General features: G+C 43.3%; 23 protein-coding genes and 1 pseudogene. 14 read left to right on the top strand and 10 right to left on the bottom strand.

Features of this window, described 5'->3' with window-relative positions; genetic code table 11:
- Window positions 1-133 precede the first annotated feature (133 nt).
- The gene (locus tag FERRO_RS01860) at window positions 134-907 is read right to left on the bottom strand and encodes a sulfite exporter TauE/SafE family protein (RefSeq protein ID WP_056929168.1); all 774 of its coding nucleotides are present in this window, start codon (window positions 905-907) and stop codon (window positions 134-136) included.
- A gap of 108 nt (window positions 908-1,015) precedes the next feature.
- On the opposite strand from FERRO_RS01860, the gene cysB reads away from it, so the two are divergent.
- Window positions 1,016-1,951 (top strand): HTH-type transcriptional regulator CysB, encoded by a 936-nt coding sequence (gene cysB / locus FERRO_RS01855; protein WP_056929167.1) that lies wholly within the window; start codon window positions 1,016-1,018, stop codon window positions 1,949-1,951.
- Window positions 1,952-2,117: 166 nt separating this feature from the next.
- Here the strand turns inward: cysB and murJ are convergent, their stop codons facing one another.
- Window positions 2,118-3,653, bottom strand: coding sequence for a murein biosynthesis integral membrane protein MurJ (gene murJ, locus FERRO_RS01850; RefSeq protein WP_056929769.1), 1,536 nt, complete (start codon window positions 3,651-3,653; stop codon window positions 2,118-2,120).
- Window positions 3,654-3,750: 97 nt separating this feature from the next.
- Here murJ and FERRO_RS01845 point away from each other — a divergent pair, with 97 nt between their 5' ends.
- The 6 genes from FERRO_RS01845 (at window position 3,751) to FERRO_RS01820 (ending at window position 8,329) form a co-directional block, all read left to right on the top strand.
- Window positions 3,751-4,047, top strand: a complete 297-nt coding sequence (locus FERRO_RS01845; protein WP_056929166.1) for a hypothetical protein — start codon at window positions 3,751-3,753, stop codon at window positions 4,045-4,047.
- A 98-nt stretch (window positions 4,048-4,145) separates the two neighbouring features.
- On the top strand, window positions 4,146-4,412 hold the full coding sequence (rpsT, locus tag FERRO_RS01840; protein WP_056929165.1) for a 30S ribosomal protein S20: 267 nt from the start codon (window positions 4,146-4,148) through the stop codon (window positions 4,410-4,412).
- A gap of 90 nt (window positions 4,413-4,502) precedes the next feature.
- Complete coding sequence (locus FERRO_RS01835; RefSeq protein WP_056929164.1) at window positions 4,503-5,675, top strand: aspartate aminotransferase family protein; 1,173 nt, start codon at window positions 4,503-4,505, stop codon at window positions 5,673-5,675.
- A 4-nt stretch (window positions 5,676-5,679) separates the two neighbouring features.
- On the top strand, window positions 5,680-6,597 hold the full coding sequence (gene argF, locus FERRO_RS01830; RefSeq protein WP_056929163.1) for an ornithine carbamoyltransferase: 918 nt from the start codon (window positions 5,680-5,682) through the stop codon (window positions 6,595-6,597).
- Between the two features lie 19 nt (window positions 6,598-6,616).
- Complete coding sequence (locus FERRO_RS01825; protein ID WP_056929768.1) at window positions 6,617-7,831, top strand: argininosuccinate synthase; 1,215 nt, start codon at window positions 6,617-6,619, stop codon at window positions 7,829-7,831.
- Window positions 7,832-7,843: 12 nt separating this feature from the next.
- A complete protein-coding gene (locus tag FERRO_RS01820; protein WP_056929162.1) occupies window positions 7,844-8,329 on the top strand; it encodes a YajQ family cyclic di-GMP-binding protein in 486 nt (161 codons plus the stop codon).
- On the opposite strand, the gene rsmI is transcribed toward FERRO_RS01820, so the two are convergent.
- Window positions 8,319-9,170, bottom strand: coding sequence for a 16S rRNA (cytidine(1402)-2'-O)-methyltransferase (rsmI, locus tag FERRO_RS01815; RefSeq protein WP_056929161.1), 852 nt, complete (start codon window positions 9,168-9,170; stop codon window positions 8,319-8,321). The genes FERRO_RS01820 and rsmI overlap by 11 nt on opposite strands.
- An 80-nt stretch (window positions 9,171-9,250) precedes the next feature.
- On the opposite strand from rsmI, the pseudogene FERRO_RS01810 reads away from it, so the two are divergent.
- The 3 genes and pseudogenes from FERRO_RS01810 to rfaE2 all read left to right on the top strand — a co-directional run bounded on the left by FERRO_RS01810 (window position 9,251) and on the right by rfaE2 (window position 11,045).
- Window positions 9,251-9,843: pseudogene (locus FERRO_RS01810) on the top strand (phosphoheptose isomerase).
- Window positions 9,840-10,562 carry a BON domain-containing protein gene (locus tag FERRO_RS01805; protein WP_056929160.1) on the top strand — a complete coding sequence of 241 codons (723 nt, stop codon included), beginning with the start codon at window positions 9,840-9,842 and terminating at the stop codon, window positions 10,560-10,562. Before FERRO_RS01810 ends, FERRO_RS01805 begins: the two are co-directional and overlap by 4 nt.
- A 6-nt stretch (window positions 10,563-10,568) precedes the next feature.
- Window positions 10,569-11,045, top strand: a complete 477-nt coding sequence (gene rfaE2, locus FERRO_RS01800) for a D-glycero-beta-D-manno-heptose 1-phosphate adenylyltransferase (protein ID WP_056929159.1) — start codon at window positions 10,569-10,571, stop codon at window positions 11,043-11,045.
- Window positions 11,046-11,061: 16 nt separating this feature from the next.
- Here the strand turns inward: rfaE2 and FERRO_RS01795 are convergent, their stop codons facing one another.
- The 3 genes from FERRO_RS01795 to FERRO_RS01785 are packed head-to-tail and all read right to left on the bottom strand — an operon-like array spanning window position 11,062 to window position 13,467.
- Window positions 11,062-11,790 (bottom strand): type III pantothenate kinase, encoded by a 729-nt coding sequence (locus tag FERRO_RS01795; RefSeq protein ID WP_056929158.1) that lies wholly within the window; start codon window positions 11,788-11,790, stop codon window positions 11,062-11,064.
- Complete coding sequence (locus FERRO_RS01790; protein WP_056929157.1) at window positions 11,787-12,587, bottom strand: biotin--[acetyl-CoA-carboxylase] ligase; 801 nt, start codon at window positions 12,585-12,587, stop codon at window positions 11,787-11,789. Before FERRO_RS01790 ends, FERRO_RS01795 begins: the two co-directional genes overlap by 4 nt.
- Window positions 12,580-13,467 carry a haloacid dehalogenase-like hydrolase gene (locus tag FERRO_RS01785; RefSeq protein ID WP_056929156.1) on the bottom strand — a complete coding sequence of 296 codons (888 nt, stop codon included), beginning with the start codon at window positions 13,465-13,467 and terminating at the stop codon, window positions 12,580-12,582. Before FERRO_RS01785 ends, FERRO_RS01790 begins: the two co-directional genes overlap by 8 nt.
- Before the next feature lie 158 nt (window positions 13,468-13,625).
- On the opposite strand from FERRO_RS01785, the gene FERRO_RS01780 reads away from it, so the two are divergent.
- The gene (locus FERRO_RS01780; RefSeq protein ID WP_056929155.1) at window positions 13,626-15,290 is read left to right on the top strand and encodes a glutamine--tRNA ligase/YqeY domain fusion protein; all 1,665 of its coding nucleotides are present in this window, start codon (window positions 13,626-13,628) and stop codon (window positions 15,288-15,290) included.
- On the opposite strand, the gene folE2 is transcribed toward FERRO_RS01780, so the two are convergent.
- The 4 genes from folE2 to xseB are packed head-to-tail and all read right to left on the bottom strand — an operon-like array spanning window position 15,277 to window position 19,148.
- Window positions 15,277-16,098, bottom strand: a complete 822-nt coding sequence (folE2, locus tag FERRO_RS01775) for a GTP cyclohydrolase FolE2 (protein ID WP_056929154.1) — start codon at window positions 16,096-16,098, stop codon at window positions 15,277-15,279. The two genes, FERRO_RS01780 and folE2, sit on opposite strands and share 14 nt — an antisense overlap.
- 46 nt (window positions 16,099-16,144) lie before the next feature.
- Window positions 16,145-18,031, bottom strand: coding sequence for a 1-deoxy-D-xylulose-5-phosphate synthase (gene dxs / locus FERRO_RS01770; protein ID WP_056929153.1), 1,887 nt, complete (start codon window positions 18,029-18,031; stop codon window positions 16,145-16,147).
- A 3-nt stretch (window positions 18,032-18,034) separates the two neighbouring features.
- Complete coding sequence (locus tag FERRO_RS01765; protein WP_056929152.1) at window positions 18,035-18,931, bottom strand: polyprenyl synthetase family protein; 897 nt, start codon at window positions 18,929-18,931, stop codon at window positions 18,035-18,037.
- The gene (gene xseB, locus FERRO_RS01760) at window positions 18,912-19,148 is read right to left on the bottom strand and encodes an exodeoxyribonuclease VII small subunit (RefSeq protein WP_056929151.1); all 237 of its coding nucleotides are present in this window, start codon (window positions 19,146-19,148) and stop codon (window positions 18,912-18,914) included. The genes FERRO_RS01765 and xseB overlap by 20 nt, the downstream gene beginning before the upstream one ends.
- Window positions 19,149-19,394: 246 nt before the next feature.
- Between xseB and FERRO_RS01755 the strand changes: the two genes are divergently transcribed.
- From FERRO_RS01755 to FERRO_RS10075, 3 genes are read left to right on the top strand one after another with little or no spacing between them, the layout of a single operon-like run.
- Window positions 19,395-20,495 (top strand): aromatic ring-hydroxylating oxygenase subunit alpha, encoded by a 1,101-nt coding sequence (locus FERRO_RS01755; RefSeq protein ID WP_056929767.1) that lies wholly within the window; start codon window positions 19,395-19,397, stop codon window positions 20,493-20,495.
- Window positions 20,496-20,501: 6 nt separating this feature from the next.
- A complete protein-coding gene (locus tag FERRO_RS10080) occupies window positions 20,502-21,389 on the top strand; it encodes a DMT family transporter (protein ID WP_056929150.1) in 888 nt (295 codons plus the stop codon).
- A 6-nt stretch (window positions 21,390-21,395) separates the two neighbouring features.
- A complete protein-coding gene (locus FERRO_RS10075; protein ID WP_152975681.1) occupies window positions 21,396-22,232 on the top strand; it encodes a sulfurtransferase in 837 nt (278 codons plus the stop codon).
- Window positions 22,233-22,253 lie beyond the last annotated feature (21 nt).

The following is a 22,253-nucleotide window of genomic DNA, read 5'->3' as shown; positions in this document are numbered from 1 at the left end:
AAATATGTAATTTTAACGTTTCTTGGCGTTTTTGTCTGAACTGAATTCTATAGTGTCCTGTATCCTTTTTATAAATTGTTTAAAGGTAAACCCTTTGCGCATAGAGTGCAGAGGCTCTTCTCAACTCATCTAGTTAATTCAATACGAGCTTGAAAGCAATGCCGGCTAGGAGAATAGCGAGTAGAGGACGAGTGATTTTCTCTGAAATTTTGCTATTTAGTTGGGTACCAAGCCAAATACCTGGAATGGAACCAATTAATAAATTAACGAGTAATGAAAAGTTAATTTCCCCTAGAGCCAAATGCCCCATGCCGGCAATCAGAGTGATGGGGATGGCATGGGCGATATCTGTGCCAATTATCTTTGATAAAGGGAGCTTTGGGTATAAAAGTAGAAGAGCCGTGGTTCCTACTGCCCCCGCGCCCACTGAGGATAGGGTTACTAACGAACCAATGATCATCCCTATAACAATTGAGATAGGACGCTTATAAGGAATCTCTTTGGCTAGTTTAATGGTGTCTTCGCGGCGATAAAGGTTGCGCCAACCCCACAACAAGGCTAAAGCGGTAAGAAACAAAGCAAGCGCTAAAGAGTAGCGAATGGCTCCTCGGAAACTCTCCTGATGCCAACGACTACCAGCTAATGACAGGGTAATGAGAGAGGCTGGAATACTGCCTAAACTTAAATAAGTCACAGCGTGCCAATCAATATTTTTTTTACGATGATGAATGAGAGTACCGCTGAGTTTGGTAATTGCCGCGTAAAGAAGATCCGTCCCCACTGCGCTCAAAGGATTGATTTTAAATACTAAAATGAGTAAAGGGGTCATCAAGGATCCACCGCCCACTCCGGTTAATCCGACTAGAAATCCACCTAATAACCCAGACAGGGCGTAAGACCAATGCATGTCTTGTGTAACCAAAATAAAAAGACATGTTAACCATCAATCCTATAAAATATTAAGGAATATTATCTTTTTTCTATAAAACTAAATGTTATATAGGATCGACCTCCAATGAAATTACAACAATTAAGATATCTTGTGGAAGTGGCTCAAGCAGGACTTAATGTGTCACAGGCTGCTGAGAACCTTCATACCTCTCAACCTGGAATTAGTAAACAAATTCGTTTACTGGAAGAAGAACTTGGAGTGGATGTCTTTGTGCGCAATGGTAAACGTATTGTTGGGATTACAGAACCTGGGGTACGTATAGTTAAAATGGCACAAAATGTTTTGTTGGAAGCAAAAAATTTACTTGAGGCAGGACGTGAATTTAGTCATGAAAGCGCAGGAAGCCTCACTATCGCAACCACCCATACGCAAGCACGTTATGTGTTGCCTCCTATTATTCATCAATTTGCACAGCGTTATCCGCTCGTAAAATTAGTTCTGCATCAGGGAAACCCCATAGATGTGTCTGAAGAGGTGGTAGCAGGAAAAGCGGATATTGCTATTGCTACTGAAGGGATGGATCAATTTGCTGATTTATGTGTTCTACCCTGTTACCAGTGGAATCGCTGTCTAGTGGTGCAACCTACTCATCCTCTGTTAGCGGAAAAAAAAATCACTCTCAAACAATTAGCGAAGTATCCATTAATTACTTACGATTTTTCATTCACAGGTCGCTCTAAAATCAATCAAGCCTTTGAGCGAGAAGAGTTAACTCCAAATATGGTACTCACCGCTCTTGATGCAGATGTGATTAAAACTTATGTTGAGCTTGATATGGGCGTGGGGATAATTGCTGCGATGGCTTACGATAAAGAACGTGATAGTGGTTTGAGAGCCATTGATGTCAGTCATCTTTTTGAAAACAGTACTACCCGTATTGGTATTCGACGCGGTGCTTTTCTGCGACAGTATACCTATGATTTCATCGAGCTATTTGCACCACAATTGACTTCTGATATTGTCCGAGAAGCAATTGTTAAAGAAGGTGATGACAATTAACTTAACCATTCCTTTGATCTATTTTTGAAGGAATGGATTGAATTATGATCTACGCTACCTAGTCTTTAGATTGTTAGAGCCAATACCCAGCACTCTGTTGTGAGTGCGGTGACTAGAGTTTGAGTGGCGGTCCTTATTTTAAAGATTAAGTGAAAAGACTTGGAGATTAGGCTCCTTCTTTTTTGAAATGATGAAAACGTATCCCCATTAACCACAAACTTAAAAAGTAACTTATTGCGGCAATAGTCAACAAGGGGATTAATCTAATTAACCGTTCTAGAGTACTGCCTGTTAACCATAGCGAAGGGCTACCTTGCCCCCACCACAAAATAGCACTCATGATGAGCGTTGCCATAGCAATCTTAAAAAGATAGAGAGGCCAGCCTGCCTTAGCATGATAGAGTCCGCGTTTTTTTAAGCCTAGTAATAGCCAGGTGGCGTTAATACATGCGCCTAACCCTGTGGCAAGAGCCAAACCTGCATGAGCAAAAAATTGCATAAAGAGAGCATTCATTATTTGCGTAATCAAGAGAACCATAATAGCAATTTTGACGGGAGTTTTAATGTCCTGTCTGGCATAAAACCCGGGAGCAAGAATTTTGACACCAATTAACCCTGTTAAACCAAGACTATAAGCGATCAAGGCATGGTAAACCTGAGTGGCATCAGACTCCATAAAAGCACCTCTTAAAAACAGCGTACTGATAAGAGGAATGCCCGCTACGGCCAGTGCCGCTGCCGCAGGAATCGTTAATACGAGGGTTAGTCTTAAACCCCAATCCAGTAAATCAGAATAGCGATCCTCATGACCTAAACTGTGATGCTTAACCAGTGAGGGCAATAAAATAGTACCTAAGGCTGCACCTAATAACCCTGTGGGAAACTCCATTAATCGATCAGCATAAAATAACCAGGAAACGCTACCTGTGGGGAGAAAAGAAGCAAAAATAGTGCTCACTAATAAGCTGATTTGCCCAACAGATACGCCAATAATAGCAGGAGCCATCAGTTTTAATACTCGCCTAACCCCTTGGTCATGTAAAGCCAAGCGAAAGCGTGGCAACATATTAATATGTTTTAAGAAAGGAATTTGAAAGAGTAGTTGAAATAGCCCTCCCATCAATGCTCCCCAAGCTAATGCCATGATGGGAGCATGAAGATGGGGGGCTAAGAAGAGGGCACATAAAATAAAAGATAAATTTAATAACACAGGTGTGAAGGCTGGAATCCAGAAACGATTCCATGTATTTAATATCCCTGCCGATAAAGATACTAAGGTAATAAAAAATATATAAGGAAAAGTGACTCTTAATAAATCAACGGTTGTATGAAATTTGACGCTGTCAGCTCTAAACCCTGGTGCGGATAAGTAGACAACTTGTGGAGCAAAGATAATACCCAGTAAAGTTGTGATAAACACTACAAGAGTAAGAAAGCTCGATACATGATCGATGAGGCTTTTAGCAGACTCGTCGCCATGTTGGGCTTTGACGTCAGCTAACAGTGGGACAAAGGCTTGAGAGAAGGCGCCTTCAGCAAAAAGACGACGTAATAGATTAGGAATCCTAAAAGCCACAAAAAAAGCATCTGTTAAGCCTCCTGCACCAAAAGAATGAGCAATAACGGCATCACGAATGTAGCCCAATATACGTGATAGTAACGTCATACTACTGGTTTGGGCTAACGCTTTAATAAGATTCATGGTGATTGTTAATAACAAGTATTGTTTATTGATAAGGCTGTTAGGTCCACTTATCTTACCGTATTTAAGATCTTAATCGCCATGTTAATGATGGCAGATGAGCATAAGACTTTCTGGTAGGGAGCCTGTTGAGCTGGCAATCCCATATCAAATCCTCTACGAGAGTCTGACGGCTTGGATCCGGTTGTTGGGGAAAAAGATACCGCGCGACATACGTTTATTCCTAACTCCCAGCGTCAAGGGTAAACCGAAACGACAGTCGGTGGTGGCCGATGGCAAATTGATCAATGGCCAAGTTGATAAGGCATTGACACGACGCAACACCGTGGTGCAAGGGAAACAGCAAAAGCAGACGTTTCTATTTGGCGTTAAGGGTAGTGTAGTGAGGGATTGATTTTTAATAGAAAATAATTTAAAATACACAGTTCACTATTTATGTGTCTTAGAATAATTACCCTTTTCTGAGACTTAATGATTTTTAAGGAGTCACACATGGCTAATACCGCTCAAGCGGAAAAACGTGCCCGCCAAGCTGAAGCAACCCGCGCTCACAATATGTCTTTGCGCTCAACCTTGCGTACGGCTGTGAAAAAAGTACGTAAAGCAGTGGAAGCAGGCGACAAAGTTGTTGCACAGACTGTTTTTAAGGATACTGTGAGTACCATTGATAGTATCGCTGATAAAAAAATTATTCATAAAAATACCGCTGCACGTACTAAGAGTCGTCTTTCTGCTGCAGTCAAATCAATGGCCGCTTAATACCCGCAGTTTAAATTAAGCACGTGACGGCGGCGATAGTAATATCGTCGCCGATTTCATTTGTAGTTAACCATTTTGAGGTAAGTTGTAATGAGCCACTTGATGAATACCTATGCAAGACAACCCATTGCTTTTGTGAAAGGAAAGGGAGCGTGGTTGTGGGATGAAAATGACCGTGTTTATCTGGATGCCCTCTCAGGGATCGCTGTGAACGGGGTGGGTCACGCCCATCCAAAGTTAGTCAAAGCAATCAGTGATCAGGCGGCACAACTTATTCATACCTCGAATATTTACCGTGTGTTAAGACAAGAGGAATTGGCCAATAAATTATGTGCCATAGCACAAATGGACCAAGCGTTTTTCTGTAGCTCGGGCGCTGAAGCCAATGAAGCAGCGATTAAATTAGCTAGACTTTACGGCCACCATAAAGGTATAGAGCAGCCGACTATCATTGTGATGGAGAAAGCATGGCATGGACGCACTATTGCCACCTTATCGGCGACCGGCAGTCGTAAAGCCCAAGCAGGCTTTGAGCCTTTAGTGGCAGGCTTTGTGAGAGTGCCTTTTAATGACTTAGACGCTGTGAAGGCTGTAGCCCAAAATAATCGTAATATTGTCGCTGTATTGTTGGAGCCCATTCAGGGAGAGGGCGGTATTCGTGTCGCTGATACAAGCTATATTCAAGCCTTAAACCAGCTCTGTCATCAACATGATTGGCTCTTCATGATCGATGAAGTGCAAACAGGGATTGGTCGTACAGGTGGCTGGTTTGCCTTTGAAGACATGGGCGTGAAGCCTGATGTGCTGGCCTTAGCCAAGGGTTTGGGCTCAGGCGTTCCCATTGGCGCTTGTCTTGCTGCAGGTAAAGCAACCGACGTATTTAAGCCTGGTAATCACGGTACCACCTTTGGTGGTGGCCCGTTGGTGTGTGCTGCTGCTCTGGCTACCTTAGAAATTATGACAGAGGAAAATCTTCTGCACAATGCGGCGCATTTGGGGCAGTATATGAAAGAGCGCTTAACTACTGAGTTATCACCTCTCCTGGGGGTGGTGGATATTAGAGGAAAAGGTCTTATGTTAGGTATCGAGTTGGATCGCCCCTGTGCAGAGTTAGTGACGCACGGCTTAGCTCAGGGTTTGTTGATCAATGTGACCTCCGATAAAGTGGTACGTTTATTGCCTCCCCTTATTATCAACCAAGAGGAAGCCACAAAGATTGTAGATTTAGTGATCTCTCTAATTAAAGATTATTTAAACGGGTGAGCTTGTGAAACATTTTCTGCAGCTAAAGGATTTTACAAAGGAAGAGTTTGATTATCTCTTTCAGCGTGCAAAAGTTATCAAGGCAATGTTTAAGGCCTATGCCATTTACCATCCATTAAAGGACCGTATGCTGGCCATGGTCTTTGAAAAACAAAGTACTCGTACAAGGGTTTCCTTTGAAGCAGGTATTCATCAGCTAGGGGGCTCTTCTATTAATCTTACTACTGGTGAAACACAGTTGGGTCGCGGTGAGCCTATTGAAGATGTGGCAAGAGTTATCTCACGCATGGTGGATTTGGTGATGATTCGCACCTTTGATCAGTCGATAATTGAACGTTTCTCTGCTTACTCTCGGGTGCCTGTTATCAATGGGCTGACGAATCAATATCATCCCTGTCAGATTATGGCGGATATTTTTACCTTTATTGAGCATCGTGGTTCAATGAGTGGTAAAACGGTGGCCTGGATTGGTGATGGCAACAATATGGCTAATACTTGGTTGCAGGCTGCGCACTTATTTAATTTTCAGCTACATGTCTCTACCCCAGAGGGATATGGCATTGATATTAGCCAATTTCCTGAGGAGGAGCTCTCCCATTTGCAAGTATTTAAAGATCCCCTAGAGGCGGTTAATCAAGCGGATTTAGTCACTACGGACGTGTGGACCAGTATGGGTTTCGAACAGGAAACAGAAGAGCGCAAGAGTGCCTTTGCTCCCTTTCAGGTGAATAGCCTATTGATGCAACAGGCTAAGGACGATGCACTCTTTATGCATTGCCTGCCAGCCCATCGTGGTGAAGAAGTTTCAGGGGAAGTCTTAGAGGGCAATCAAAGCGTGGTCTGGGATGAGGCGGAAAACCGTCTTCATGTACAAAAAGCGTTAATGGAATATTTATTATTAGGTCGTTTACCCAATTCTTAAAGGTTTAACAAACATGAGTATGAGTGATGTAAAAAAAGTTGTGTTAGCTTATTCTGGTGGTTTAGATACCTCTGTTATTTTGAAATGGTTACAAGATACTTATCAATGTGAAGTGATTACTTTTACAGCAGATATTGGTCAAGGTGAGGAGTTGGAGCCCGCCCGTGCTAAGGCTCTGCAATTTGGTATTCGTCATATTTATATTGATGATTTGCGTGAGGAGTTTGCCCGCGACTTTGTGTTCCCCATGTTTCGTGCCAATGCTATTTATGAGGGGGAGTATTTACTGGGAACCAGTATTGCACGACCTTTAATTGCCAAACGCCAAATTGAAATTGCCAGAGAAACTGGCGCCGATGCCGTCTCCCATGGTGCAACAGGAAAAGGCAACGATCAAGTTCGCTTTGAGTTGGGTTACTACGCCTTAGAGCCTAGCATTAAAGTCATTGCTCCTTGGCGTGAATGGGATTTAACTTCCCGTGAAAAGCTCTTGGCTTATGCAGAGAAACATGGCATTCCTGTGGAAATGAAACATAAAACAGGCGGCAGTCCGTATAGTATGGATGCCAATTTATTGCATATTTCCTATGAAGGTAAAGGGCTAGAGGATCCGGCACGGGAACCTGAAGAGGATATGTGGCGCTGGACGCTATCTCCTGAACAAGCCTCTAATGAAGCACAATATATTGATTTAACTTTTAATCAAGGCGATGTCGTGGCCATTGATGGCAAAGCCATGACCCCGGCTCAGGTATTAACAGAGCTTAACCGTTTGGGTGGTATGCATGGTATTGGTCGCCTAGATTTAGTGGAAAATCGTTATGTGGGGATGAAATCACGGGGCTGCTATGAAACACCTGGAGGAGCTATTTTATTAAAAGCTCATCGCGCCATTGAATCGATCACGTTAGATCGCGAAGTGGCTCATTTGAAGGATGATCTAATGCCCCGTTATGCTTCTTTAATTTACACAGGATATTGGTGGAGTCCCGAGCGTCAAGCCCTGCAAAAATTAATTGATGATACCCAAGTTCATGTCAATGGTTGGGTTCGTTTAAAATTATACAAAGGAAACGTGATGGTAGTAGGTCGTGACTCAACAACCGACTCCCTGTTTGATCCTGCTATTTCAACTTTTGAAGAGGATGGTGGCGCTTATCAGCAGTCCGATGCGGCCGGTTTTATTCGTTTAAACGCTTTGCGCATGAGAATTGCCGCCCGGTTGAGAAAATAATAGGAAAAGATTATGCCTTCTTTTGATATTGTTTCTGAAGTAGATAAACAGGAAATTAAAAATGCGGTGGAGCAGACTAACAAAGAAGTAGGCAACCGTTTTGACTTTAAAGGCTCTGACGCCCGTGTTGAGCAATCTGACTATGAGTTAACTGTCTTTGCCGATGATGAATTTAAATTAGATCAAGTTAAAGAAATTCTGAATATGCGTCTTGTTAAGCGTGGGATAGATATTCGTAGTCTTGATTTGAAAAATATCGAAGCCATTAGTGGCAGCAAGGTAAAGCAACAGGTGACGGTAAAAGTGGGTATTGAAACTGAACTAGCAAAGAAAATCATTAAATTACTGAAAGACAGTAAAATGAAAGTACAGGGCTCTATTCAAGGAGAAGTAGTGCGGGTTTCTGGTGCTAAAAGAGATACGTTGCAAGAAGCTATTGGGCTCATTAAATCCAGTGAGCTAAATCAACCACTGCAATTTAATAACTTTAGGGAGTAGCAAGACGAAGTGCTCTGTCGTAGAGAAAGTTCTTTTTCTCTCCCGTAATATTAACCGCAAGTTTTACCGCATCACTTAATGAAAGTTTACTGAGTAGCTCAGTGATCAGCTTGTCATGGCGGGTTTCATCGAGAGTTCTTTGATCAACTTGATACGCTTCCACGGCCAATACATACTCTCCCTTGCGACGGTTAGGGTTGTCACTAACCCAGATGATGGCCTCGCCTAGAGTGGTTGAATGAACTTCTTCAAATAATTTAGTTAATTCTCGCCCTATCACAATAGATCTATCTTCACCAAACACATCACAGAGAGTACTTAAGGTCTCCTTGATGCGATGAGGGGCTTCATAAAAGAGGAGAGTGTAAGGTTCTTCCTTGAGTTCTTTGAGTAGCGTCGCTCTTTCTTGAGTTTTGGTGGGTAGAAAACCAATGAATAAAAAGCGCCCATTCTTAAAGCCGGTTACGCTCATTAATGAGATGGCGGCATTAGCCCCGGGAATGGGAGAGACTGGAATATGGTGTTGGTGAGCCAGTTGTACGAGAACTTGTCCCGGGTCACTAATGCCAGGCGTGCCAGCGTCTGAGATGACAGCAATAGATTCTCCTTTAAGGAGTTTATCAACGAGTTGTTGGCTTTGAGAGTGTTCATTATGTTCATGTAACGAACACAATGGCGTGGTGATGTCATAATGAGAGAGCAGTGGCTGAGAGTGTCGGGTATCTTCAGCGGCAATCAGCGACACCTGTTGTAGGGTAGAAATCATTCTTTGGCTAGCGTCAGCTCGGTGACCGATGGGGGTTGCCACCACAAAGAGAGTGCCCGGTGGAGTATGATTCATCAAAAGTCCTAGGAAAAAAAGATGACAGAGTTCTAAGACAAGTATAATCTTTTCATATTTCTTATCAATAAAAAGCGACTATGGATTTAATTAAACGCGTGACACGTCATTTTACTGATAGTGCAAACTTAAAACTAACTTTAGCTAATGAGCTCTCGTCACCCATTGCCATGGCTGCTGAAAAAATGTTTCAGTGTCTTCTTAATGAAGGTAAAATTTTGGCTTGTGGTAATGGTGGTTCTGCTGCCGATGCGCAGCACTTTGCGGCGGAATTACTGAATCGTTTTGAGATGGAGCGCCCGCCATTGGCCGCCATCGCTCTAACCACCGACTCTTCAACCCTTACCTCCATTGCCAACGATTATCATTACAACGAAATTTTTTCCAAACAAGTTAGGGGGTTAGGGCACAGTCGGGATGTGTTGCTGGCTATTTCTACTTCAGGTAATTCAGCTAATATCATTGAAGCCGTTAAAGTTGCCCATGAGCGTGAAATGTCGGTGGTGGCGCTAACTGGTAAAGGGGAGGTCAAATGGCTGAGCTCTTAGATGGTAATGATGTGCATATTTGCGTGAACTCAACAGTCACAGCGCGTATTCAAGAGGTGCATTTGTTGGTGTTGCACTGTTTGTGCGATGCTATTGATTGTATTTTATTGGGAGTTGAAGAATGATCGGATATAGAAAGAAAAAAATATTAGGGCTGCTTCTTATTTTATTTACACTCCCTTTATTACAGGCTTGTTTTCCAATTGTGGCAACTGGTGTCGTGGGAACTGGATTTGTGATTGCAGATAGAAGAACTTCAGCCACTCAACTTGAAGACCAAGAGATAGAAATTAGAGCCAATAACAGTATTGATGAAAAATACAACGATAAAGTTCATGTGGTGACCATGAGCTTTAATAGACATTTACTCTTAGTGGGTGAAGTACCTGATTCTCAGACCCTGAATGACGTGGTAAGTCTGGCCCAAAAAACCACTAATGTTTTAACAGTCATTAATCAATTAACTGTGGGACCTAACTTGTCCTTGTCTAGTCGAGCAGAGGATGCCTATATCACCAGTAAGGTTAAGACAAGATTTTATACCGATGCAAACGGCACCTTCTCTCCCGCACAGATTAATACCACCACGGAGAATCATGTGGTGTATTTAATGGGCATACTCACCCATAACGAAGCGGATTCAGCAACGCAAATTGCCAGCACCACTACAGGGGTGGTTAAAGTTGTTCGTGTGTTTGAATACATAGCTCATGTTCCTGACAGCGAAAAGCTACATGACCAATCTGGGACTCAGCCTACTACTAAGACTAAGCCTGAGGACGTGCAGCCTGCCTCTCCTGCTGAGGACGCTTTGCCGAACGCCACTCATGCTGTGACACCATAAGCTGATATGGTTTTTTTTGAACAGAAAATTGTCTCTCCTGGGCAATGTATTGAGCGTATTAAGTTGTTATCGCGACCACTGGTATTTACCAATGGGGTGTTTGATATCCTCCATCGCGGTCATGTAACTTATTTGGCGCAAGCAAGATCCTTGGGTGCTTCTCTCGTGGTAGCTCTTAACAGTGATCAATCTGTTAAACGACTGGGTAAAGGAGAGGATCGCCCTATTAATTCTTTGCAAGATCGTTTGGCCGTTGTGGCCTCCTTGGAAGCGGTGAGTCTTGTGACTTGGTTTGAGGAAGACACCCCTCTTAGGCGAATCGAAGATATCCTGCCCGATGTATTGGTTAAAGGGGGAGATTGGAGTGTGGATAAAATAGTAGGAGCCGATTTAGTAAAAGCCCACGGCGGTAGTGTCTATTCTGTACCTTTCGAGTATGATCGATCAACCACTCAATTACTCTCCAGAATTCGCCGTTTATAATTCCAGAAATCCTTCTTTAAGAATGCTGATCTATATAATATCCCAAACCTTGTAACGTGAGATGTTCCACGCCTTGATGGGGGAGGGATAAGTGTGGGCTGATTAGAGGAGCGTTGCCACCGCTAAGAATTAATGAAATGGACGATCCATCGGACTCTTTGATGAATTGTTTATGGCGCTCCATAATGGCTCCCACTGTGGCGTCAATGGCGCCGCGCGTGAGGGCGTTGGCGCTATTCTTAGGCCACGTGTCGGCCTTCCCCGTGACCCAGGGCAGATTGGCTGTACCCACGTGAAGTGCTCTAGTCATCATGGTCAGGCCTGGGATAATGATTCCTCCTAGAAATCGGTGATCATGATTGAGGGCATCTATGGTGGTGGCTGTTCCTGAGTTCACCACTAATACTGAGCCCTGTAGTCGCTGTCTTGCGGCAAATAAAGATAACCATCTGTCCACCCCAAGCTCTTGAGGCTTGTCATAGCAGTTAATGAGTGGGGCAAGCTGACTCTCTCCCGTTAAATAGAAAGTCGCTATTTTTAATGGGGCACTCATCTCATGGAGTCGCTGGTTGAAGCGTTTACTGGAGACATTGGCAACATACAAGGCTTGTGGATGATAAGAGTTAAGAAGAGGCAACACCAAGTGTATGTCTTGGGTGGGGATACTTCCTTGATTGAGCCATGCTCCGTCATGCCTTAATCCCCATTTAATAAATGTATTACCAATATCTAGTGCTAGCTTCAAGATAATCTCCGCAGGCTCACTTCACCTGAATGCACAATAGATTGACCACTTTGATGGCCTATAACAATCGCACCATTATCTAATATATCCTCATGCACGCCGATCAGTGAAGCGTCATTGGGCATAATTAATTCAATACTCTCTTGATAGTGAACGCAATGCGCTAAATAGCGTTTTTTAAAGTGTGCAAAGCCAGATTGTTCAAATTGTGTTAAATAAAGACTCAATTGGTTAAGTATTAAGGCCAGTAACTTTTCTCGAGGAGGAGCTATTCCTGAGGCATTTGAACAATTTTCTAACGGTTGATCAACGGACTGTTGAAGAGTGGAGTTATTACCTACATTTATCCCGACCCCTATTACTAACTGACAGGAATCCTCTGTATAGTTGGCGCATTCCACTAAAATTCCCGCCAGTTTTTTATGTTGTCTCAGCAGATCGTTAGGCCACTTAATTTTAACCTCGGACACCTCAAGTAGGTTTAGAACATCGCATAGGGCGAGGGCAATCACAAGAGGAAGAGCAGTGGTGAGAGGAAGCGGTAAATGAAATAAATAATTCACAGAAAAAGTCAGGGACTGCTCTGTGTCAGAGAGCCAAGTTTTCCCTTGACGAGCGCGGCCATGGGTTTGATTGAGAGCGAGGATACAGGTAGGAGAATGAATAGTCTGTTGTTTGAGAGCTGTTAATAAATAATCGTTACTGGAGGGTAATTCATCAATAACCTGAATATCAAACAGGTTATTATGTAGATACTGACTGAATAGTGTTGTTTGCCAAAGGGGGTGCTTAGTCATGGTCTACAATGCCGTAATGGAGTTGACTGGTAAATACCTCCTGTTGATAGGCCATAGAGCTAAGAATTTTATTTAGTAGTAATTGCACACGGTGAAAGAGGGGGCTGTCTTTTTGATAGTTAGCGGGGGCGATAAAATCCACCCGTTTGGCTTTCAGTAGCTTAATGCAAGTAGCTTGATCCTGGGCGTCTTCACTTGGATACACGGCAATAGTATGCCCACCGTTTTTTTTAGTAAGCGCCATACTTGGCACATCAGTCATGCCATCACCGATATAAATAATATTTTCAAAAGGAATGGGTCGTAGCCACTCTGGCATGTGTTCATTAATTGATTCCTCTAAGGCTTCTTTTCCTTTATTAACACGAAAGAGATATTGGGTTTTAGTGGTGTCTGTAATGAGTTGTTTGGGAAATGTGGCGAGACCCTGAAAGTTGAAATGGTATTCTGAAGCGTAGATTTGCTTAAAAAACTTACGGATAGAAATACCCTCTAAAATTTCTTTCATTCCGGCGGAAATAATGTAGTGCTGAATCGTCACGCTACCTTGGCTTTGGCGTTTAACGTATTGATTGATTTTAGAAAACCATTCTTGTACACCAGGGAAGTATTCAATATCTTTACCCATTTTACGAAAATCATCGCGGCTGATATAAACCCGTCGGTTATTAGCTTCCTCCAACAATAAACGCATATAAACCAGCATTTTCTCTCCCCCAGTCTGTTTCGCGTCTTCCTCTACCCACCGCCAAAATTCCTCGGGTTGAATTCCGAGTTTGGGTAATACGGTATACTCCTGCATAGGTTGCGGGCACAGTGTGCCATCAAAGTCATACACCATAGCAATGGTGTTTTGAACAAACTCAGGCGTAGAAGTCATAGGGTGTTCCTAAATGGTAATGAAGATTATTTTACTCTCCGTGAATAAAAACCTAAAAATACTTTTCAAAGAATTTGTTGTAAACAATTACCTTTTTCAACTTGAGTGCTTGAGCACTAGGGCTTAAACTAGCACTATTCCATTTTTTATCGAGTTATATGGCTGCCAACTTTATACGTCAGATTATTGAGGAAGACTTAAAACATAATCAAACTTCAGGTCGTGTTGCGACCAGGTTTCCTCCTGAACCGAATGGTTACCTACATATTGGTCATGCCAAATCCATTTGCTTAAACTTTGGTCTTGCTCGAGATTTTGAGGGACAATGTCATTTACGTTTTGATGATACCAACCCGACTAAAGAAGATACAGAGTATGTAGACTCCATCATTGATACGGTACGTTGGCTAGGCTTTGATTGGGGCTCCCACTTATATTATGCCTCTGATTATTTTGAGCGTTGCTATGCTATTGCTGAGTCGCTTATTAACAGAGAGCTTGCCTATGTGGACAGTCTTAGCGCAGAGCACATTAGAGAGTATCGAGGAACATTGACCTCTCCTGGAAAAAACAGCCCTTTTCGTGAGAGAAGTATCGCCGATAATTTAACGCTATTTCGCGCTATGCGCGCAGGCACATACCAAGATGGAGAACATGTTTTACGTTTAAAAATAGATATGGCATCGCCTAATATGAATTTACGCGACCCAATTATCTATCGTATTCGACATGCGGCACATTGGCGTACCGGTAATGCTTGGTGTATTTATCCAATGTATGATTATGCCCATGCGATTTCTGATGCTTTAGAATCCATTACCCATTCCATCTGCACCCTTGAGTTTGAGGACCATAGACCTCTTTATGATTGGGTAATTCAGCACGCCGATATTCCCTCTGAGCCTCATCAATATGAGTTCTCTAGGTTAAATTTGACATTCACCATGATGAGTAAACGCAAGCTGTTAGATCTCGTTAATCAAGGGCATGTGTCGGGCTGGGATGATCCACGTATGCCAACTTTAGCGGGGCTTAAACGACGTGGTTACAGCCCAGGATCAATCCGTACTTTTTGCGAGAGAATTGGTGTTTCCAAAGCGGAAAGCTTAATTGATGTGACGGTTCTTGAGGATTGTTTGAGAGAGGACTTGAATCTCAACGCTCCCAGAAGAGTGGCTGTATTACATCCCGTAAAATTAATTATTGATAATTATCCTGAGGGAATGAGTGAGGTGTGTCTTGCTCCTAATCATCCCCATTATCCAGAATGGGGGAAGCGTGAACTGCTATTTACCCGTGAGCTTGTGATCGAACGGGATGATTTCATGCAGCAACCCGTAAAAGGATTCTTTAGGCTCACTCCAGGCTCTGAGGTTCGTTTGCGTTACGCTTATGTGATTCGTTGCACCGGGTTTGATGTAGATCCTCACACTGGAGAGTTACTCACTATTCATGCTGAGTATTTACCTGAAACAAAAAGTGGTACACCCGGTGCTGATACCGTCAAAGTAAAAGGTAATATTCATTGGTTGTCACCTTCACAAGCATTGAAAGCGGAGATTCGACTGTTTGATCGCTTATTCAAAGACCCTAATCCTGGTGTTTTAGAGAACTATGAGCAAGCCCTGAATCCCGATTCACTCATTGTTCTAAAAGACTCACTGGTGGAGCCTCAGCTTTTTAATACGCAAGCTGGACAATCCTTTCAGTTTGAACGTCTGGGCTACTTTTGTCTTGATGAGGTGGATAGTCAACCACACAGCCCAATTTTTAATCGAGCTGTGAGTTTAAGAGATACTTGGAACAACCCTAAAGGGAAGTAACAGGATGCTTAATTTTGTCTCTTTCAATGAGTGCGTAAGCAGAATGATTATGAATGGATTCAAAGTTTTCTGATTCCACAATATAGTGATCAATTCTAGGTTCTTGATTTAATCGGTGAGCAATGTCACGAACCATATCTTCTACAAACTTAGGATTATCGTAGGCGCGTTCAGTCACCCATTTCTCATCGGGTCGTTTTAATAAACCAAAGAGCTCACAAGAGGCAGATTCCTCAGCGACTCGTATCACTTCCTCGATCCACATGAAACGATTTAGGCGTGCTGTGATCGTGACATGGGAGCGTTGGTTATGGGCACCATAATCAGAGATTTCTTTCGAGCAAGGGCAAAGGGAGGTAACGGGCACCAGTACTTTCATGGTGAAAGTGACTTGCCCTTCGTGAATTTCTCCAATAAAGGTCACATCGTAATCGATTAACGAGCGAACTCCTGAGACAGGAGCTGTTTTATTCACAAAATAAGGAAATTGCATTTCAATATGGCCGGCCTGTGCGTCAAGGCGCTCCACCATTTCTTGGAGCATCGCGCCAAAGGAGGTCACTGAAATTTCTCGTCCTTCGCGATTAAGTATTTCCACAAAGCGAGACATGTGTGTCCCTTTAAAATGCTGTGGTAAGTGTACGTACATATTAAAAGAGGCAATGGTATTTTGTGCATCGCCTAATTCACGATCGGACACTCTAATAGGATGACGGATACCTTTTATCCCAACACGATCAATGGCAATCTGACGTGTATCAGCTGTTGATTGGATATCGGGAATAAGATGGTTATCAGGGGCGTTCATAATGTCTCCAAGTGGACTGATATTTGTTTGAGGTGTTTTACCCACGTTAAGTTCCACTTCGCCGTAATTGTAGTGAGGATAGTCTGGCCTCAATTGCGTTGAGTAGACCTTTGGCATCAAGACCGACTTCCTGTAAAAGTAATTTAGGATCGCCTTGGTCTATCCATTTATCAGGTAATCCTAGCTGTAGTAGTGGGATGGCTAGAGCATGGGTTGCTAATACTTCAGCAATGGCACTTCCTGCTCCTCCTTGGATGACGTTTTCCTCAACGGTTACAAGAAGTTGATGATTTAGCGCCATAGCTAAGATTAAGGATTCATCTAGTGGCTTAATAAAACGCATATTTACCACCGTCGCGTTAAGTTCTTGGCCAGCCTGTAGTGCTGGGCCTAACACTGACCCAAAGGCCAGTATTACCACATATTTACCTTGACGACGTATCTCTGCACGACCAATTTCCAAGGTTTCAAAATCTTTGACAATCTTTTCTCCTGGCCCGCTACCTCTAGGGTAACGCACGGCCGCAGGTCCTTGGTGATAATAGGCAGTAGTCAGCATTTTTCGGCATTCATTTTCATCGGCAGGAGCCATGACTACCATGTTTGGTAGGCAACGCAGGTAGGTTAAATCAAAGCTGCCACAATGAGTGGCGCCATCGGCCCCCACTAAACCCGCCCGATCAATGGCGAAGGTGACAGGTAAATTCTGTAGGGCGATGTCATGAATCAGTTGATCATAGGCCCTTTGTAAAAAGGTTGAGTAGATTGCCACTATGGGTTTTAACCCTTCTGCAGCAAGGCCGGCAGCGAAAGTGAGCGCATGCTGTTCAGCAATACCTACATCAAAATAACGCTCAGGATATTGCTTGGAAAACTCCACTAAACCCGATCCCTCACACATGGCGGGAGTAATGCCCACCAGCCGGCTGTCATGCTCAGCCATATCGCATAACCACTCACCAAAAATTTGTGTATAAGAGAGTTTAGTACTGGGTTGTTGGGTAATGCCAACGGCAGGATCAAAGGGGGTCACCCCATGATAGAGAATAGGGTCTAATTCGGCCGGCTCATAGCCTTTGCCTTTTTTAGTAATAATATGCAAGAACTGCGGTCCAGAGAGGCGTTTTACATTAGTCAGAGTGGATACCAAAGTGTCTAAATTATGGCCGTCAATGGGACCAATATAGTTAAAACCAAATTCTTCAAAGAGTGTGGCGGGAGGATTCATAAAACCTTTAAAATGTTCTTCCCAGCGTTTGGCCATTTCTAATATAGGGGGAGCCACTCCTAACACTTTTTCACTTTGTTTTCTGACGCTGTTATAGACTCGGCCTGACATGATACGTGCCAAATAATTGCTCAGAGCTCCCACGGGCCTCGAGATCGACATTTCATTGTCGTTTAAAATAACAATTAAGTCAGAGCCTGTATTGCGCGCATTGTTCATGGCTTCAAAAGCCATGCCACCAGTGAGTGCTCCATCACCAATAACGGCCACCACTTTTCTTGATAAACCGAGCTGTTTAAAGGCTGTAGCCATACCTAAGGCGGCGCTGATGGAAGTGCTCGAGTGAGCAGTACCAAAAGCATCATATTCACTCTCACTGCGTTTTGGAAAGCCAGACATTCCTCCTTTGATACGCAGTTGTTTCATGCCCTCACGACGCCCAGTGAGAATCTTGTGCGCATAGGTTTGATGGCCAACATCGAAGATTAAGCGATCATCTGGTGTATTAAATACCCAATGTAATGCCACGGTGAGTTCGATAGTGCCAAGATTGCTGGATAGATGGCCGCCAGTGGAAGCTACAGATTCTAAAACGAACTGTCTTAATTCTTTTGTTAAATCAGTTAATTGCTCTCGCCCCAGTGCACGTAGTTGATGAGGCCAATTGACAGTATCTAAAAGTGGCGTAGGCGTAAAGGTTGTCATGAGTTAATGTTGGCGTTGAACAAATAGTTGGCTCAGTTGCATTAGATAACGGGCAGAATCACCTAATTGCTCAATTAATAAGTAGGTGTCACGAGCAAGTCGCTCTAGCAAACGCTGCGCTTCTTCCACACCCATTATACTCACATAAGTGGGTTTGTTGCGAGCCGCATCCTTGCCAGCTGTTTTTCCAAGCGTGATGGAGTCACTCTGGGCATCTAGTAAGTCATCTTTAATTTGGAAAATAAGGCCTAAATTCTGTCCGATGACGCTGAGTTGTTTATATTGACTTTCTTGGAGCGCTTGTCCGCAATGGGCGCCTATCAGAATTGAAGTCTCAATTAACGCGCCTGTTTTCATTTTATGCATCTTCTCAAGAAGCTGTATATCTATCGGTTGATTAACATGAAGTAAATCAATAGCCTGCCCCCCTCCCATACCAAGGGAGCCTGATGCTTGGGCGAGTAGACGAATTAACTGTAACTGTTTTTCAGCATTGTTATTGGCATGACTTAACCATTCAAAGGCTAAAGTCTGTAGTGTATCGCCAGCAAGAAGCGCAATGGCTTCGCCAAATTTGACGTGGCAGGTGGGTTGGCCCCGTCTGAGTACATCATTATCCATGGCAGGCATATCATCATGCACTAAAGAATAAGCATGAATGAGTTCTATGGCACCAGAGGCCACACACAAATCATGGATGTTTGCTTGAGTAATCTGGCCACTGGCAAAACATAGTAATGGGCGAATACGTTTACCAGCTCCAAGAACAGCATAGCGCATTGCCTGATGTAGTTCTTGAGGTTCTAATTCTGGGGCAGGGAGGTGAGTCTCGAGAAATTGATTAACCAGATTGATGCAACCCGCTGACCAATTGTCAAAATCAGGAAGAGGATGATCCATTTTCAAACTCGTTAAGTTCACCATGGGTTAGGATTAAGACTTTTTGCTCAGCTTCTTTTAATTGTTCCTGACAAAAACGGATTAGCTCAGCGCCACGTCGATAAGTTTCAATGGCCTGTTCCAAAGGGAGCTGTCCGCCTTCTAGCTGTGAGAGTAAAGACTCAAGCTCTTTGATGGCATCCTCATAGGTTAAGGTTGATTTGGTTTGACTGGTCATGTAGTGTTTATTATTAGCAAAATGGTTAGCAATATTCTCTTAATGATAGTCTACTTGTTCTTCCTTCGCCATGGCTTAATCCTTATTTGTACATGACCCATTTTATATATGTCATTCGTTAGCCAATAAATGTCTCTTGCCTGTTTTAGGAGGGGGGGTTAGAATGCTTGGCTAACCTTTGATTTTTAAAGGGTAATGGGTGTTTTTATTAACTCTGCATTCTTTGTTTCCCGGGAGGGTGTGGCTATGTCTAAATTGGGATCAGTGATTGAACTTGCTTCTGCTACGTCACAGTTACCTGTGCGTTGGTATTCCGACCCTTTAGTAGCTGAAATAGAAGCAAAGTCGATTTTTGCCCATGGACCGCGCTATGTGGGTCATGAATTATTAGTGCCTAATCAAGGCGATTACTATGTGCTACCTTGGCGTCAAAATGGCCAGTTATTGGTTAATGATGAACAGGAGCTACGGTTATTATCTAACGTTTGCCGGCATCGTCAAGCACTCATGCTAGACGGTCGCGGCAACGCGCAAAATATCGTCTGTCCTCTACACCGCTGGACTTATGATTTACAAGGTCAACTTGCTGGAGCGCCTCATTTTCCTGGAAAACCCTGTTTGAATCTTGACAGCTCACCATTGACATCCTGGAATGGGCTGCTTTTTGACGGTTTTGATGTAAAAAAAGAGCTTCAACATTGCATGGTCAATAAAGAACTTAATTTCAATGGCTATATGTTAGATAGCGTTAAAACCGCTCACCATCATTTTAACTGGAAAACTTTTATTGAAGTTTACTTGGAAGACTACCATGTGGTGCCATTTCATCCTGGTTTATCCGGATTTGTGAATTGCGATCAATTAAAGTGGCAATATGGAGATTGGTTTAGCGTGCAAACAGTAGGGGTCAAGGATCACTTGTTAAAACCAGGCAGTGATGTCTATCGCTCTTGGCACGATGTAGTGCGACGTTATAACCAAAACCAAGATCCATCCTTTGGCGCGATTTGGATGGTGATTTATCCAAATATTATGGTTGAATGGTACCCCAACGTACTGGTAGTCAGTACCGTATGGCCTGATGGTCCTGAACGATGCACGAATATGATTGAATTCTATTACCCTGAAGAGATAGTTTTATTTGAAAGAGAATTTGTTGAAGCACAGCAAAAAGCTTATTTTGAGACAGCCCTAGAGGATGACGAGATTTGCTTGCGCATGTCTGAGGGTCGTAAAGCTTTAATCGCTCGTGGCTTAGATGACGCAGGCCCCTATCAATCACCCATGGAGGACGGTATGCAACACTTCCATGAGTTCATCAGGCGTCATGTGTCTCCTCGCCTATAGTCTTCAATGATGAACCTCTTTCCTCGTCTTGGTGCAGGATGGATGCTGGTGGCGGGGGTTAGTTTTTCTTGTATGGGCTTATTGGTCAAATTTGGCGCCAACTATTTTAGTTCCGCAGAATTGGTGTTTTATCGCTCTATTGTTGGGTTTATCTTCATCGGTATGTCTGTGTTAGTAGAAAAACGTTCCTTACTGACTCCTTATTGGCCTTTACACATCGTCCGTAGTGCCGCAGGATTAATATCTTTATGGCTATTTTTTTATGCTATTTCACATTTACCCTTGGCAACCGCGATTACATTAAATTACACATCCCCTTTATTTTTAGCTCTATTACTCACTGTTATTGCTCGAGAGAAGCTCAATCCTTTGTTACTGTTTGTATTGTTATTAGGTTTTGTTGGAGTAGTGTTTATTTTAAAACCGCATATTAACGATAATCAGTGGTTTGCTGCGTTAATGGGGTTATTGTCAGGCTTTGGGGCGGGCGTTTCTTATTTGGTGGTGCGTACCATGGGTCAAAAGGGTGAGCCTGAATGGCGAGTGGTATTTTATTTTTCTGCCTTTTCTTCTGTGGTGATGGCGCTGGTTATGTTTTTTCCTCTGGGCAACGCTGTGCCGCAGTCTTGGCAAGTGGTTAAACAGCATTTAGGAATCTTAGTTGGTGTAGGGGTGGCAGCTACTTTGGGACAGTTAACGATGACACGAGCTTATCGTTTGGGAAAAACTTTATTAGTAGCAAACCTTGCCTATGCCACCATTGTTATTTCAGCTGTGATGGGAGTTATATTTTTCAAAGAATGGTTAAGTACTGGGGCCTGGGTAGGAGTAGCCATAGTTATTTCATCAGGCATTTCGGCGAGTTGGTTAACCAATAAAAGAGCGATGGAGTAAACAATAATGATGAATCCTGTATTAAATGCCCAAGAATTACTTTTAGACCACGAGAAATGGATCATTATTGATTGCCGATATCAACTCACAAAGCCAGATTGGGGGTATCAGCAGTATTTGGACAATCATTTACCTGGTGCCCGTTTCGTGCACTTAGATCGTGACCTATCAGGGGTTAAAACAGGGACTAATGGCCGTCATCCGCTGCCTCACCCTGATCATTTACAAGCTTTGTTCAGGCAGTTGGGCATCAATCAGAACGCCCGTGTGGTGGCCTATGATGATGCGGGAGGATGTTTTGCCGCGCGGTTGTGGTGGAGCCTGAAATGGCTCGGTTTTGATCAGGCTGCAATATTAAATGGCGGTATCGAGTCTTGGGTGAGGGTGGGCGGTGAGTTAACGCCAGAGCTCCCTCAGGTTAGCCCAGGTCATTTTACAGGCGAACCTCGACAAGAGTGGGTGATAGGGGTGGATGAGATTGAGAAAAATCTCAACAGCCAATATCATCTTTTAATGGATGCTAGGTCAAGTGATCGGTTTAGAGGGGAAAATGAGAGTATTGATCCTAGGGCTGGGCATATACCCGGAGCCATTAATCGCCCCTTTACAGATAACTTGGATGAGTCTAAATGTTTTAAGCTTCCGCAAAAACTACAACAGGAATTTGGTAGGCTCCTTGAGCCTTCCCCAAATCGTCAGATCATTCATCAATGTGGGTCTGGAGTCAGTGCCTGCCATAACTGGTTAGCCATGCATTACGCTGGAATGACTCCCGCATTAAAACTGTATCCTGGATCTTGGAGTGAGTGGGTTGCAAATCCATCAAGACCCATAGCGAGATAACTTTTAGTCCCCTGTAAGCCG

It is taken from the genome of Ferrovum sp. JA12 (assembly GCF_001431705.1).
Classification (GTDB): domain Bacteria; phylum Pseudomonadota; class Gammaproteobacteria; order Burkholderiales; family Ferrovaceae; genus PN-J185.
Note: the sequence above shows the minus strand (reverse complement) of the source record. Positions and strands in the feature narration are given on the sequence as shown.